Source organism: Exiguobacterium sp. FD-YE-25-4, assembly GCF_057004685.1.
Genome location: NZ_CM168041.1, coordinates 435277 through 451002, shown reverse-complemented (window position 1 = coordinate 451002; position 15726 = coordinate 435277). Strand labels below are relative to the sequence as shown.

At 50.8% G+C, this 15726-nt stretch carries 15 protein-coding genes; 1 reads left to right on the top strand and 14 read right to left on the bottom strand.

All coding sequences use genetic code 11. The features are described 5' to 3' along the window. Positions 1–29: 29 nt before the first annotated feature. On the top strand, positions 30–233 hold the full coding sequence (locus tag AC13H5_RS02350) for a hypothetical protein (RefSeq protein WP_034781499.1): 204 nt from the start codon (positions 30–32) through the stop codon (positions 231–233). Here the strand turns inward: AC13H5_RS02350 and AC13H5_RS02345 are convergent. From AC13H5_RS02345 to AC13H5_RS02280, 14 genes are all read right to left on the bottom strand, one after another. Beyond that, positions 230–703, bottom strand: a complete 474-nt coding sequence (locus AC13H5_RS02345) for a DMT family transporter (protein ID WP_034781495.1) — start codon at positions 701–703, stop codon at positions 230–232. The two genes, AC13H5_RS02350 and AC13H5_RS02345, sit on opposite strands and share 4 nt — an antisense overlap. Positions 704–715: 12 nt before the next feature. Then, the gene (locus AC13H5_RS02340) at positions 716–1384 is read right to left on the bottom strand and encodes a Crp/Fnr family transcriptional regulator (protein WP_483546236.1); all 669 of its coding nucleotides are present in this window, start codon (positions 1382–1384) and stop codon (positions 716–718) included. Between the two features lie 6 nt (positions 1385–1390). After that, positions 1391–1816 carry a DMT family transporter gene (locus AC13H5_RS02335; protein ID WP_483546235.1) on the bottom strand — a complete coding sequence of 142 codons (426 nt, stop codon included), beginning with the start codon at positions 1814–1816 and terminating at the stop codon, positions 1391–1393. 15 nt (positions 1817–1831) lie between these two features. After that, a complete protein-coding gene (locus AC13H5_RS02330; protein WP_483546234.1) occupies positions 1832–2770 on the bottom strand; it encodes a DMT family transporter in 939 nt (312 codons plus the stop codon). 117 nt (positions 2771–2887) lie between these two features. Beyond that, positions 2888–3781 (bottom strand): carbohydrate ABC transporter permease, encoded by an 894-nt coding sequence (locus AC13H5_RS02325; RefSeq protein ID WP_152567792.1) that lies wholly within the window; start codon positions 3779–3781, stop codon positions 2888–2890. A gap of 12 nt (positions 3782–3793) precedes the next feature. Then, positions 3794–4681 carry a carbohydrate ABC transporter permease gene (locus AC13H5_RS02320; protein ID WP_034781489.1) on the bottom strand — a complete coding sequence of 296 codons (888 nt, stop codon included), beginning with the start codon at positions 4679–4681 and terminating at the stop codon, positions 3794–3796. Between the two features lie 43 nt (positions 4682–4724). After that, positions 4725–5966 (bottom strand): sugar ABC transporter substrate-binding protein, encoded by a 1242-nt coding sequence (locus tag AC13H5_RS02315; RefSeq protein ID WP_215192527.1) that lies wholly within the window; start codon positions 5964–5966, stop codon positions 4725–4727. A 146-nt stretch (positions 5967–6112) separates the two neighbouring features. Then, complete coding sequence (locus AC13H5_RS02310) at positions 6113–7087, bottom strand: LacI family DNA-binding transcriptional regulator (protein WP_215192529.1); 975 nt, start codon at positions 7085–7087, stop codon at positions 6113–6115. Positions 7088–7104: 17 nt separating this feature from the next. Beyond that, positions 7105–8637, bottom strand: coding sequence for an alpha-glucosidase (locus AC13H5_RS02305; protein WP_483546233.1), 1533 nt, complete (start codon positions 8635–8637; stop codon positions 7105–7107). A 35-nt stretch (positions 8638–8672) separates the two neighbouring features. Beyond that, entirely contained in the window at positions 8673–11891 is a 3219-nt protein-coding gene (locus tag AC13H5_RS02300) for a GH36-type glycosyl hydrolase domain-containing protein (RefSeq protein WP_483546232.1), read from the bottom strand. After that, positions 11888–14041 (bottom strand): glycoside hydrolase family 3 N-terminal domain-containing protein, encoded by a 2154-nt coding sequence (locus AC13H5_RS02295; RefSeq protein ID WP_483546231.1) that lies wholly within the window; start codon positions 14039–14041, stop codon positions 11888–11890. Before AC13H5_RS02295 ends, AC13H5_RS02300 begins: the two co-directional genes overlap by 4 nt. Before the next feature lie 240 nt (positions 14042–14281). After that, on the bottom strand, positions 14282–14770 hold the full coding sequence (locus AC13H5_RS02290; protein WP_214824448.1) for a hypothetical protein: 489 nt from the start codon (positions 14768–14770) through the stop codon (positions 14282–14284). Then, positions 14767–15222, bottom strand: coding sequence for a hypothetical protein (locus tag AC13H5_RS02285; protein WP_483546230.1), 456 nt, complete (start codon positions 15220–15222; stop codon positions 14767–14769). Before AC13H5_RS02285 ends, AC13H5_RS02290 begins: the two co-directional genes overlap by 4 nt. A 17-nt stretch (positions 15223–15239) precedes the next feature. Then, positions 15240–15722, bottom strand: a complete 483-nt coding sequence (locus tag AC13H5_RS02280; protein WP_483546229.1) for a hypothetical protein — start codon at positions 15720–15722, stop codon at positions 15240–15242. Between the last annotated feature and the right edge of the window lie 4 nt (positions 15723–15726).

The following is a 15726-nucleotide window of genomic DNA, read 5'->3' as shown; positions in this document are numbered from 1 at the left end:
TAGCATACCAATAATTAGGAGGTATTTCGATGGATATTCTTATTTTAGCCATCCTACTCGGCATCGTCGGCTTCATTGTGACTCGTTCCTATACCATCTATCCGTCATCGTTCGGAGACCGTTCACCCGTCCAACCACGCGCCTCGATCACGACAAAATGCCCGCATTGCCAAACCGTCGTCAAACGGCAGGAACACGGGCAGACTTGTTCAACTTGTCGGAAATCGTTTTAGACGACTTGCTTTGCTTTTTGGTGAACCATCTCTTTTTTCCCACTCAACTGGAACAACAGCACCCCGCCGACAATCAACACGATGCCGACAAACGTCTTCCATGTGAACGGGATGGCTTCTAGCCCGAACCAGCCGAGCGTGTCCCAGAGGAGTGCGAATAGAATTTGTGACACCATGACAATCGAGATGGCATGACTCGGCCCGAGCTGTTGGACGCCTTGCGTCACACTCATGACGACACCGACCCCGATGATGCCGCTGAACCAATACCACGTCTCCATACCCGTGACGGCGAACAGACCCGCTCCTTCACTGATCAATCCGACGAGCAGTGACGCCAGGAAGCCGAGGGCGAGCACGAGCGTCGTCGTCGCCCACGCCCCGACCCGTTCTTTCACTTTGGCGTTAAACGTATTCTGCACACAGACGAGCATGCCGCCCATGACCGCGAGCATCATCCCAAGTGCCATGACGTGTCCTCCTCATTCATAAATACTCTCCCCAGCAACGGCAATCAGCCCGGCGCGATCAATGATGGCAATCGATCGACGATCCCGTTCAATCAATCCCTGTTCCACGAACCGTTTAAGCGTTCGGTTGACGTGGCGATAGCTCGTCCCAATCAAATCGGCGATGTCGGTCAACTCGTCCACGGTCGACCCGAGGCTCGCCTCTTCCGGTGTCATCGACAACAGATAGCTCGCGAGCCGCACATCGACCGGATAAAACAAGTTGAAACTCATCGACTGCGACTTCATCTCGAACTTCTTCGTGATCCCTTCGAGCAAATAATGCAGCCACGTGACATCGTCTTGGGCGTGACGCGCGAGATCCTCGAAGCGGACGACGAGCATCTCGACCGGCGTGACCGCCTCGACCGTGTTCAAGAACGGTGTACGGCGGACGTATTCGATGTCACCAATCAAGTCGATCGGATATTTGAACGACAAGACGAGCCGTTTCCCGGCCGCCGACGTGTGGGCCACCCGAATCTTTCCACTGACGAGAAAGTGGAGCTGCTCGGCCTCAGCGCCTTGGATGCAAATCGCCTCCCCCGGTGCGTAACGGACGAGCATGAGATGAGGACGGACGGATGAAGGGAGCACCTCATTTAGTCCATATTGCTTCATGTAACGGTCAATCTGTTCCATCACGCGTCATCCTTTCAATACGAGAATCCCGACAATCATCATGACGACCCCGAGCAGTTGCGTCCGGTTCAAGTCACGGCGCAACATCCCGAACCAGCCGCGCCAGTCAATGACGAGCGCGAGGGCAAGCTGGGCGATGAGAAACAATGAAATCGTCAACGTGACGCCGAGCTCATGCACGGCCGTCATATTGCTGAACAAGATGAACGCGGCGAACGCGCCCCCTGACAAATAAAGCGGCTCGACGCGACGCATGTGGACGTACGTCCGGTCGCGGACGACGAGCATGATCAAGAGCGCGACAAGGAAGCCCGTCAATTGCGTCAACGTCGCAGCCTGCCACGTCCCGATGCTTGAACTGATGCGAGCGTTGGCAACGCTCTGCAGCGTCAAAAAGAAACCGCCACTGATGGCGAACAGTACTCCGCGCATGATGCCTCTCCTCCCTTATGACAAACGAATCAGCATGATCCCGATGACCATGACGAGTAAACTGACGAGTTGAATCCCGGTGACCGGGTTCTTCGCGGCCCCGAACCAGCCGAAGCGGTCGATGAGCAGACTTCCGCACAGCAAGCCGACAATGACGATGACGACAGCGATGCCGGTCCCGACCATCGGCACGATCAACACGTTCCCGCCGATGAACAGTGCCCCGATGATGCCGCCGAGCCAAATCCACCACGGCTGCCCGCGTAGCCCGCGCCATTCGACGCTCGGTCGCAAGACGAGCAAGATGAGCAGTAACGTCACCGTCCCGACGACGAACGAGACGAGCGCCCCTTTCAAGGCCGATTCGAGCACCGTTCCCAAATAGCCGTTGATGGCCGTCTGTGTCGCACTCATCATCCCGGTCCCGATCCCGACGAGGCGCCAGATGTTCAAATTGCCGGTTCCCGTCTGCGATGAGGCGACGAGTTTGCCGCGACGACGATTGATCCAGTCCGTGAGTGCGACCGTCCCGACGACGCCGAGTAACACGAGCAAAGCGCCGAATACGCGCCACGGTGTGAGGACGTTGACGGTTGAATTGAACCAACCGAAGTGGTCAATCAACAGTCCCATCAAAATCTGTCCGAAAATCGGCATGATGACGGTCTGGACACTCCCAAGTCTCGGGAACAAGAGGATGTTCCCCGTTAAAAAGATGACCCCCAACAAACCACCCGACCACATCCAAATCGGTTCTCCTTGGAAAATGGATGATTCAATCCCGAACGACTGCCCGGTGAGCAGTAACGTAAGTGTTAAAAAGGTCGTCCCAATCGCGAATGACAGGAACGACGCAACAAATGGTGACCCGACGATGGTGCGCAGACGCGAGTTCACGCTCGTCTGCATCGGCAACAAAATCCCGATGACGAGTCCAATAACAATGGCTAACATAGTCTCTTCCTCGATTCTCTCTATATGCTGTGTACGTGTTAAGCTTACTCCCCACACACTTTAGCATAAAGGACCGATGTCCTGAGTATAAAAAAAGAACCTTACATGGCGTAAGGTTCACTTCATTCCAGATATATTGTATCCTTCGATGATATGCTTTTGGAAAATCATAAAGATAATGATAATCGGCACAACCATGAATGTGGCCCCAGCCATCTGTAAGGCGTAGTTTCCACCATGTTGCCCCTGTAGAAGCGCTAATCCAACTGACAGTGTGTAAAGAGCTTCATCATTGGCGATAATAAGCGGCCACAAGAAGCTGTTCCAAGCACCGATGAAAGTCAAAATTCCTTGTACCGCCAAAATCGGTTTTGACATCGGCAAGACGATTGAGAAGAAAATTCGAAACTCACTCGCTCCATCCAAGCGAGCCGCTTCCAGCATTTCCTCTGGAATCGTCGTCATGAACTGTCGGAACAAGAATACCCCGAACGCACCAACGAGACCGGGGAGGACAATCCCCATCATGGTGTTCGTCAGACCCATTTGATTGAGCATCAAATAAACGGGAATCATCGTAACCTGTCCTGGAATCATCATTGTCGCCAAGACACCGACGAACAAGATGTTACTCCCCTTAAACTTATGCTTCGCAAACGCATAACCGGCCATTGCTGTGAGCAATAAACCGAAAAATGATGCGAGTACAATCAACAACGTGTTCTTCAAATACGTTAAAAAGTTTAAATTCACGAATAAATCGATGTAATGTTCGAACGTCACATTTTCCGGTAGGATCGTCAGCGGTAGCGCCAAGATTTCCGCATCCGTCTTAAAGGACGAGATCACCATCCAGAAGAACGGCAACATAAAAGCGATACCGAGGACGGTCAAAACAAGCGCGACGAGCAACTGCGAGAGTTTGGCTTTTCGTTTATGGTTTAAGTCGGGAAGTGGCGAGAATTTCTCCCGCTTCACATTCACGGCTACCGGTTTTTCATTTGGAATCATGAATGCCCCTCCTTAATAGTTGTTTTCGTTCTTTTGAAGACGGAACTGAATGAGTGTCACCGTAATGATCAGAATGAACAACACGACCGATCCGGCAGCCGCATAACCGAAGTTACTGAGCTGGAAACCGTTGTTGTATATAAACAACGCGAGTGACGTCGTCGAATTGAGTGGTCCCCCCTCGGTCATGATGAGCGGTTCTTCGAAGAACTGAATCCATCCAATCAAAGTTGTCACCGTTACGAAGAAAATCGCATATCGGAGCAACGGAATTGTAATCTTGAACATTTGCTGGAACGTACTTGCCCCATCTAACGCTGCCGCTTCATAGTACGTGCGTGGAATCCCTTGAAGAGCTGCCAAGAAAATAATCATATTGATTCCGACCGCACGCCATACGGCAAGCATGATCAACGATAATTTAGCGATAAACGGATCTTGTAGCCACGGGACATCTGGAAGGCCGATTGTATTTAACAGGAAATTGAAGAGACCATACTGCGGATTAAACAAGAATCCCCAAACGACCGCGACCGCTACAACGTTCGTGATCGACGGCATATAAAAGACGACACGGAACCATTCGAAGACTTTGCCAGTCCCGAAATTGATTGCCATCGCAATCGCGAGCGAAAGACCGATCACAATCGGTACCCCAATAACGACATAAACGATCGTGTTCAATAACGCTTGGATGAACACTTCATCTTTGAAGATTTCAATGTAGTTGGTGAGTCCGATCCATTCAATGTTTGCCCAGTTCGCAATTCCCGCCAAATCCATGTCTGTAAAACTCATGAAAAAAGCGATGAATAACGGCATGATCGAGAACATGAGTAACAAGAGAACGGTCGGCGCGACGAGCAAGTATGGCGCTCGATCATTAAGAAATTGTTTCATAAGGTTCTCCTTTAATTAAACGAGAGGGGGTGTACCCCTCCGTTTATTTTAAAATCGACTTCGCTTTTTCTTGGAACACCTTAACTTCATCTTCTACAGTAGCCGCACCGCGATACATTTTCTCAAAGCTCTGCAAATATGTTTGCGCTACTTTTTCCCACGTTGTCATCATCGGCATCGGCTCTGCCGCTTCCATCTGCTCACCGAATGTTTTGAGTTTCTCATCGTTTTTGAGCGTTTCGTTCTCTGCCCATGTCGCTTTTGTCGATGGAAGTGACTTCGTCATCTCCATCCACTCTGTCTGTGTTTCTGGTTTACTCATATATGCGATAAACTTCGCGGCTTCGTCTTTCTTCTCACTGCTTTCAAAAATACTTAAGTTCGATCCTCCAAGGAACGAGATATTATTTTCTTTCGCTGGAAGAACGGCTGTACCCCACTTCTCTTCAATGTCAGGCATTTGATCATTGATAATGTTAATCATCCATGGTCCACTGATGAACATCGGCACGTTCGGTTCTTCTGCCCCGAACGCCTGCACAACATCAAGCCCTAAATCGACTGGTGCATATCCTTCTGTGAAGTAGTTTGTTAAATATTCTGCGCTTTCGATGAATTCTGGTTGATCAAAGAGCGGCTCTTGATTTTCTGTTAACAGCTCTGAACCGTTTTGACGAGCGAACATGAACGATAGCATTTGGTCGTTCGTGTCCAACGTAATCCCGTACATGTCTTCCCCGTCACGAGCCGCAAGTTTTTTCGAAGCGTCTTCTAATTCATCCCACGTTTTTGGCGCTTCTGGGTAACCTACTTTTTCAAGTGCGTCTTTCCGATAATAAAGAACACGTGTGTCGACATACCAAGGTGCCCCGTAAAGACCGTCCTCGAATTGAACCGTTTCAACCGATCCTTCATAAAAGTTTGATGGATCAAGTTCCGGGTAATCTTTTACGAAATCTTTCATATTCGCGAGTGCTCCCGCCTCTACGAATTCAGGCATCCAAGACGTTCCCATTTGAACGACATCTGGACCATTTTTCGAAGCGACCGCAGTCAACAGTTTATCATGCGCTGTATCCCAAGGGATTGCTTGTACTTTGACGTTAACGCCTTCGTTTTCTTTTTCATATTGTTCTGCTAGTTTCGGCAAAGCTTTTCCTTCCTCACCCATCGCCCAAACTGTGATGGTATTTGCGTCATCGCCGCTCGATCCAGAAGAACATCCCGCCAATAGACCTGAAATGATTACCGTGCCCGCTACCGCTGCTAACCCTAATTTCTTCATCTGAATTCCTCCGTTTCTCGATAATCGAAACGTTTCGATTATCGTGTAAAAAAATAATGTTTATACAAAGGTTTTACTGCAAATCAACAGGTTAAACGTTTCTATAAACATTATAGTTCACAATGTATCCGCTTACAATACGTATTTTATCTTTTATTACTTTTTTTTCGAATCGAGGCGTCTTTCATGAACTTTGAAGGAATCGTCTCTTTTGAATTTTCTTTCTCTTCAATCAGTTGGAGTAACGCGCGAGCCGCCTTCTTGCCCCAGTCAGGCTTCGAATAGCTGACGCTTGCGATCCGAGGCTGTGTATAGTTTGTAATCTCGAGTTTATCAAAGCCAACGAGCGAAATGTCTTCCCCGATTCTGAAAGAAGAGTTTTGCAAGACGTCATAAACCCCGAGCGCCATGTCATCATTTAAACACATGATGGCGTCCCCTTCTTCGAGCACTTCAAGTAAGTCACTCGCTGCCCGAATGCCTGACCGTTTCGTGAATTCACCGGTCCATTCCCGGACGGTTACCCCAGCCGCGTTCGCGCGATCAACGACAACTTTCCGTCGTTCGACAGCATCATGATTGCCGACCGGTCCGTTCACAAGATGGATTTGTCCAGGGTTGGTCTCTAAGATGGCGTCCATCTCTTGATTCATCCCAATCTGATTATCGAGCAGCACACAACTGATGTTCGGATGCTCAATCTCACGGTCGAGCATCGTCAGCGGGTGCCCTCGGTCCGCGAACTCTAAAATCTGTTCTTGGGTGAAGCGATGCCCTAAGATGAGCGCCCCATCCACCATGCGTTCGGTCATCAGACGATGTGATTCGGGACCGTTACAAACAATCAACTCATAGCCCGTATCAGACAGCTCTTGGTTGATGCCTTTTAATAACTCTCCATAGAACGACCCGGAATAATCGCCTAAAAACGCTCCGATAATATGTGTCTTTCTCGTTTTTAGCGTCCTCGCCGCGGCGTTCGGCACGTAGTTCAACTCTTCGGCGATTTTAATGATGCGTTGCCTCGTCTTTTCTGTCACTTTCGGACTGCCGTTTAGCGCATATGAGACGGTCGATATCGAAACGCCAGCCTCTTTTGCGATGTCTTTAATTCCTGCCATTTCCTCACTTCCTTCTGTCAAAAATTATAACATATGAATGCTTCATACGGCCGTAGCATTGGCGCCTCAACCTGCTCTGTCGAAACCAAACGTTCCCCGCAACCACTGGGCATCGGCAGCGTATCTTGAGACAAATTTGCGACGACAAGAAGTGGAGGCTCCCCATCGATGATGCGGCGGTACACATATAGCCGCTCCTCGGTCGGTACGAGTTCATAAGCTCCGTCTCGAAGCAGTCGATTTGTCCGGCGTAGCGCAATCAATTCTCGGTACAGATGAAGCAGACTCGTTTTATCTGAACGCATCGTCGCGACGTCCCTGCCTGCTTCGTCGTGAGCTGATCGAAGCCACGGTGTTCCCGTGCTGAACGAGTCCGTCCCTTCGCCCCATGCCATCGGAATCCGGGCATGGTCACGTCCTTTCATGCGAACGGCATCAAGCGTTCCACCCGCCCGCAAATAATTTAGCGTCTCGATGTCTTGATACTCCTCTGTCGCAATCATACCGTTCGTCATCCCGACCTCTTCTCCTTGATACAGAAACGGGATTCCTTTTAATCCGTATAGGAGGACCGCGAGCATCTTCGCAGCCCGCTCGTCATCGTCATACCATCGTGAAATGACACGCGGCTGGTCATGGTTATTCCAAAACAGGCTATTGCGTCCTTCCACCGCAAACGCTCGTTGCCACGTATCGAGCGTGGTTTTTAGCCTCGACGGCTCGAACGGAGCGAGCTTCCATTTGCCTTGTCCTGCCTGCTCATCGAGGGCACATACTTCAAAATTGAAGACGACGTCGAGCGAACCGTCCCGTTGCAAAGTTAGAATTTCGTTCGGAGTCAATCCTCCAGCTTCTCCGACAAGCAACAAGGAAGAGGTGTCAACTTGCGCCACTAAATCTTTCAAGTAACGGCGCATCAACGGAAAGTCGAGCCATTGCTTTCGATTGACGTCTTTGCCAATCAAATCAATGACATCAAACCGAAAACCAGTCACCCCGCGCTCGACCCAAAACGCTAAGACCGCCGCCATCTCCTTACGTACTTGCTCGTTCCCCCAATTCAAATCTGGTTGTTCCGGAGCGAATGCATGGAAGTAGTACTGGCCCCGGATCGGTGAGTACGTCCACGTCCCGCCCCCGAAGAACGAGCTCCATTCATTCGGCGTATCACACCAAATGTAGAAATTACCGAACGCTCCTTCCGGGTCACGTTCGGATTGAAGGAACCACTCATGCTGATGCGACGTGTGGTTGGCGACGATGTCCATCATGATGCCGATTCCTCTGCCACGTGCTTCATGAATCAACTCGTCCATGTCATCCATCGACCCGAACAGAGGATCGATTCGTGTATAGTCTGCGACGTCATAGCCATTATCGTAACCGGGCGAGACGTAAACCGGATTCAACCAAATCATCTCTACCCCGAGCCAGCTTAAATAGTCGAGGCGACTGATCACTCCTTGTAAATCACCGACCCCATCGCCGTCGCTGTCTTGAAAACTCTTTGGATATACTTGATAGACCGTGCTCACTTGTTTTGCGTCCATATGGTCCTCCTATTAAGAAAAGGGTGACGAATTCGTCACCCCTTCACCGTAATCACTAACTCATTCTTTTCCTTGGCGTAGCGCAAAAATTCATCTTTTTCGACACGCTGTCCTGCTTCGCGATATGGATTCGTTAGGGTGTGACCGTTCAACCTCTGACCATTCAGCGTAATACTCGGCTCACCCATACGGAACTGGACCATCGTCTCCGTACCGAACAAGCGGATCTGCACATATGTGTCCGCATCCACGATCGGATCGAACTCGACATGGGTTGTCCCGAGACGAATCCCCAGGTAGTTCGAGACGAGTTGGTTGAACCAGATTCCCGGTCCACTCGAATAAATGCGCCATCCCGCTTTCACGGGTACCGTTCCATCTTTCAAGCGGCCGAACTGTGACTCCGCCGCATAGCGGTCAGCGAAATCTCCGTCCGAACTACTGAAGTAGGCGTTTCGTTGTCTCGGTGCGGCATTCTTCACTTCGTCCATCCGGACCGGGTTGATCATATTGAAAGCCGGACGAATCTTCTCGCGTAGCCCCGCCTTCGCCAGCGCCTCGATGTAGCGGATGTGAGCATGCACGTACTGCAGCCCGATCTCACGACCAAAGTTCGCTGCCTGTTCAGCCCGCATAAAGTGACGGCTGACTCCGCCCCGATACTCGGCAGGTCGGTTCATGAGACGGACTCCGTCCGGGAACGTCAAATGCGTGGCGATCAAATCAAAGTTGCGTGTCATCTGGTCTTGATCGACAAGTTCAGCGATGACACTGCGCGTCATTGGCAACAAGCGGTAGCGCATTGGCAGCGTCTTGTCGGACGGATGAAGCATCGTCTCGAAGCGTCCATCAACTTCTTTTAAGAATCCTGCGATAACCCCGTCCCGAATCATCTCGTCTGTGAACTGCTTCCGAATTGCTTGGCTCAACTCACCTAAGCGATCTGCCAAATGTGACGCCGGCAACTGTTCGTGCAACTGACGGAACGCTTGGTACGTCAATGTGACCGTCCATGAACTGATGAGGTGACGTTTCAAATCTTCATCGGCTGGTTGGAGCGTGTCGTCCCAGTCTCCTCCACCGTAGGCTGAGAAGACAGAACCTTCGACAAAGTGATCTTCAATGAATCCAAGTGCTCGTTCCACGTGCGAATACAGTGAAGCGTCCGCTTCTGTCTTTCCGTCACGGTCGCGGAACGGAATTATTTCGTCTAGACATGTCACGTCCTCAGTTCGGGCCAAGTAATCCGACAATGCCTTGAGCGGCCAAACGATGACATCACCATGGCTATCCTCTTGTTGGATACCCGCATATTCATCGAACATGAACCATTGCGGCCAATCTCCGTCCTTAAATTGATGGCTGAAAATCACAAGCAAGAGTTTTCGCGCCTCTTCAAAATGACCGGTCGCAAGCAAGAACTCCATCGGCCCTTGTGAAACGTCCCGGGTACCCCAGGCAGCTCCACCGTATTGCTCAAGGCCGTGTGGTGACTGATAGTGCACCCGCATGTTTTGGACGTACCATAGCGCTTGAATATTCAACGCCTCGATGTCAGATGCCTCGCCTTTAAGCGTGAAACCGTTCATATAGCTATCCATCCACATTCGGTAAGCATTCCGCTCCTGCTTTTCGTCTAGCTCAAACGGGCTGTGATTCGCCAAACCAAGATGCACCGTCACGCGCTCGCTTGGTTCGTATGACATCCAAACAAGATCGTCCTCGAACGGTTGGTCGAACCAATCCGACGTTTTGAGGAGCTCAAACGGCTGATTGCTCTCGATTGCATATGTCAAATCAGGCCGTATACCGGCGCTGTCTGCCGTTTCGTCCGCCTTGAATAGGAGCCGGTTGTCCGTCTGCTCCATACGGAACGGAACGACGTACTCTTGCGTGTTCATCGCGACCTGGTGACTCATGACGAACCGTCGCGGTTGCGACGATTCGACGGTCGTCTTGATGACAGGAGCACCTGAGGCGATGGACGTACGGACGATAATCGTCTCCCCGTCCAAATCGTAGCGCCATACGGCCTCGTTCAGACGCATCTCGAACAGGCTCGGCATCGTCAGCAAATGGTATGCCCCGTCCATCTCGACATAGATGCGTTGTCCCGATGTTTTCGGGACATTGAGTGGATTTCGGACGTTAGTCGTCCATTTGTTGAAGTTTGTATTGCCGTAAACAATATGTGAGTTGAAGACACCGTTCATGAATACGGTCGTGGCGAGCTTCGACTCGTCCGGCATCAGACTCCCGGCGTTCAATAAGATGTTGCCGTGACTCCGCTCAACGAGATGCTCTTTCGCCGCTAAGACGACGTGCGAACCCTCTTCTGTGAAGAAGGACAAGAGCTGTCCACCCTCTGTCTCTTCGAGTCGTCGCACCGGATAGAGGCGCTCGATTTCGCTCATCGCGAGCCCACCGCCACTGATTGATTGGAACGATTGGCGAAGATACGGACGAGGACGTACTGTTTGTTCGACGGGTGCTCCCGCTTCAATCGTTGCGAAATGCTTGATCGATTGCTCTGTCAGCGCTTCCGGATGATTTTGAACCAATGACAATTCGAATGCGATTTCTCGGTCCGTCCCCATGTCTAACGGTTCAGTCCGAAGTGTCGGCAAGGCGAACTCATATTGATAGACACGGGAAGGCAGTGCACCGTCTAGTCCTGCGGCTCGCCCGGTCAATTTATAGGATGTGCCATACACGTCAAAACCATCCGTCGCATATTCTGCGATAGCTCGGGACGACGTCATTCGAATCGCTGGGAACCCGGTCGACTGCTTTTGATTTTGGCGCGCCATCAGCGCCGTATCCGTCTTCATATAGTCGATATACTGGGCCATGTAAGCTTCGTTCGTGCGAACACCGCCTTCATCAGCGAGTCCGAGATCTTGGACGTACGTGACGTCGAATTGACCTGTCCCTTCGAATGTAGCGTCAAAGCGAACGCCGTGGTCGCTGATCGTCCCTCGTACTTTATAAGCAAACTCCGGATAGTGTCCTGACCAAACGATTTCCTGACCAGAGGCCGCGAAATCACTAGGTGAATGCAGTCCCAGCAACGGCCGGGCAACTCCGCCCTCATGTCGGACATAAAGGTTTGCCATCGAGCCATCGAATGGATGATGGATTAACTGATTGACCATGATCGGTCCGGTTTTCAATTGGCGGATGTCTCCCATCGGAGTGAGCGAAAGGCTCACGTCTCCGCATGTTAGTGTTGTCTGTTCGGTTAATACATTCACGTCGTACACCTCGTTTTTGTTTTTAGTTCAAAAGATTTTGCCAATACGTCACGGCTGTTCGGGCCCACAAAGAGCGTAAACGTTCCCGGATCGGCGTCAAACGAACCGTTCGGCTGAAGATAGTGGAGCATATCTCCTTCAACGGCGAACGTCACCGTCACGGATTCGCCGGCTTTGAGGGTCACTTTCTCGTACCCTTTCAATTGTTTGACCGGCCGTGAGACCTTGGCTATGTTGTCTTGGATATACCATTGGACAATTTCATCTGCCGTCGTCGCCCCATCATTTCGAATGACGACAGTCGCCTCGACGATGCCGCCTGTCATGTCTTTGACGATGAAATCGTTGTAGCTAAACGTTGTGTATGTCATGCCATATCCGAACGGGAAGAGTGGCTCATTCGGTGCGTCGAGATATTTGCTCGTGTAGCGTGGATCAGCGTGTTCGATGTCTGACGGACGCCCTGTCCGCAACGCGTCGTAGCGGATCGGTACTTGGCCGACGTTATAAGGAAACGACATCGTCAGTTTCCCCGACGGACTGACTTGCCCGTATAATAAGTTCACAAGCGCCGAACCGGCTTCAGTTCCTGGATACCAAGCCTCGAGCACCGCATCCGAATGTTCGACGACGTCGCGAAGATCGAGCGGACGGCCATTGAATAAAATCGTCACGACTGGTTTCCCGAGTGCCTTTAGACGCTTAAGCCCTTCGCGCTGTGTCTTCGGAAGACGAATGTCCGTACGGCTGCCGGCTTCACCGCTCATCCACGAGGCTTCGCCAAGCGCCAGGATGACGACATCCGACTGTTCTGCGATGCGGCAAGCCTCCGTCCAATCAATTTCTTTTTCGACGGTCGATCCTTCCGCAAACACATAAGGAATTTCAGCCCGGTCAAATGCTTGCCGCAACGTCACGGCCTCTTCTCTTTTCCCATATCCGGCCCACGGGCCAAGCACGTCGTTCGAGTCGACGAACGGTCCGATGAGCGCGACACGTTGCTTTTGTAACGGAAGGACACCATCATTTTTCAAAAGGACCGCACTCTTTTCTGCCAGACGACGCGCCTGATCTCGATGCCCATCTGAAAGGTGGAGCGTTGTCTCTTTCGCTTGATCAATCCCTCGGTAAGGATTGTCGAATAAACCCAACTCTTCTTTTAGCGTCAAGATCCGCAAGACCGCCTCATCCAGTAAAGCCTCATCGACCCCATCTGCAAGCATCGCTTCCAGATGATTCGTGTATGCGCCCGACATCATATCGATATCAACGCCAGCTCGGAGTGCGAGTTCGCCCGCATCCTTCAGCGTCTCGGCGACGCCATGATGGATGAGTTCTTTGATTGCCGTCCAGTCCGAGATCAATACACCTTCAAAGCCCCAGTCACTGCGGAGGATATCCCGCATGAGATATTCACTAGCCGTGGCCGGAACACCATGGACGACATTGAAACTCGTCATTACCATCTTCGCCCCCTCTTCAAGGGCTCGTTTATAGGCTGGCAAATGGAACTCACGCAGCTCGCGGTCAGATACATCGACCGTATTGTAGTCGCGTCCTCCTTCCGGCGCGCCATACGCCGCGAAGTGCTTGACGCAGGCAGCCAACGTATCGTCTCTCGTCAAATCGTCCGACTGGTAACCGCGGACGAACGCCGCCGCCATCTCGCCGTTCAACCACACGTCTTCTCCGGTCGATTCCATGACACGTCCCCAACGCGGGTCGCGTGACAAGTCAGCCATCGGAGAGAACGTGACGTGTAGACCGGATGCCGTCGCTTCGATAGACGAAGTGCGTGCCATTCGTTCGACCTCATCAAGATCCCAAGAACAGGCCATCGCGAGCGGGACCGGAAAAATCGTCCGGTGACCGTGGATGATGTCCGCCATGAACAAGAGCGGGATGCCGAGTCGATTATGTCGCAAGTAACTTTCCTGCAACTTTTGCGCTTGTTTCGCGTTGCTGATCCCGATGACCGATCCGATGTTCCACCGATTCTCATCGGTGATGCCGTCTTCTTTCAACAACTCCGCAATCGGTCCGGTGATCACATCTTGCTCATCATCCGAAAAAATGGATGGCAGTGTCTGAACAAGCTGTCCTACCTTTTCAGCCACTGTCATCTCCTGCACTAATTGTGTCGCTCTCATTCCATCCCGCCTTTATCTATGATTTGTAAATCGAAACGTTTCACCTGTGTATACCAAAAGTATAAGCGCTTACAAAAAGAGATGCAATGGTTAATCGAAACGTTTCTATAAAAAGTATTAATTTACTGCAAATGATCATCTTTAGATTGAAATACACCTCACTCAACCATTTCGAACTGAATATACTTTAGATTCCCGTTGCCCCGAATCGTTCCATAAAAAAATGAGCCCTGACTTATGTCAATGACTCATTTTCCCGGCTTTATTTCGTCGCACTTTGGCTTTATTGAATGATTTAGAGGTGACATGCTCTATGTCAAAATCAAGAATAGCTCGATTGATTATATGCGAGAACAGCACCCCACCAATCACGCCAATCACCAAGATGGGTCCAAGTGTCCAAATCGTGATGAAACCGGTGTGATAGCAAGCGAACAGACACAGGAAAAGCAAAAAGATGAACCATTCGACGATGAAATCACTATAAATCCAACGCCGATAGCGACGATCTGGATTAAATGTCAGCAACACTTTCGTCTTGCACCACGCAACACACAATTGTGGCAAATACACTGCAAATAGGATGAGCGGTAAGTAAATCGATGTCTGATACGAGATGAACGCGACGACGATGAGGTTGAAGAAGAGACCCCAATAGCGCCAATGCCACGTCGCATCCTCATGTGCGAGCAAACGCTCGATTCGTTCCTGTTTCGTCAACATCTTCATAGCAATCCACTCGCTGTTGCCAATTCAGAGCGGACCGGTTGAGCTGCATCCGCGCTTCGGACAGTCTCATTGAAGCGTTTATACAGAAGCGGCAACAGGAAGGCAATCCCAATGACGAGAACCCACGTCCACCAAGGGGCCACCAGTTTATAACTCGCCACGCTACCGACGATGAAGACGTACCATCCGCTTAAAATCCGGTAGACATTCCGCGTCGCCATTCGTGCTCCGCTTTGATCGGATAGACGAGCAAACGCCTCCCCTTCTTTCAGCAAATACACGATTGAACCGCTGGCGAACAATCCCATCAATCCTAAGCCAACCCACCAAATATGATCCGCGAGCAACGTGACAAATAAAAGTCCAGGTACGGGCGCGAACATCACGTCTCGTCGCAGCTTCCTTTGCTCACGGTATCGGTTCATTTCGTCAATCCGTTGTTGTTTCGTCATACGATTCCATTCCTTTTCTAATCATTGATTCCATCAAGCCGACGCTTCAGTTGCTCGCGATTGGCTTTGGCCAGCATGTTCGACGTGACGTGTTCCGGGTCGAGTTTGAGCAGTTTTCGATCGATCCACAGCGGTAACAAGACAGAAGGTGGTGCCCCGATGACCACTGCCCACATCAACACGTCCGGATGAATCTGTCCCGTTAAAAACAGTGCAATCAGACTGAACAATAAGATGAACGTGAAAACGAGTAAAGAAAACTGTAGCTTAATGAGACGGCGATACGTCCAGTCATCATTAAACCGAAGATAGAGGACGGTTTGTTTCCATTCGAAAAACAACGTCGGGATGAGACTGGCCACCGCAATCACGCCAGAGTAAGTCGTCTGCATCATGAAATAGAGTGCACTCACAAAGATGACGACACTGCTCCCAATCATAAAACGACGATACGTCGTGTTGATTTGTAACAACGCTTCAGTCCGGGCTTCCCTGTTCATCGAG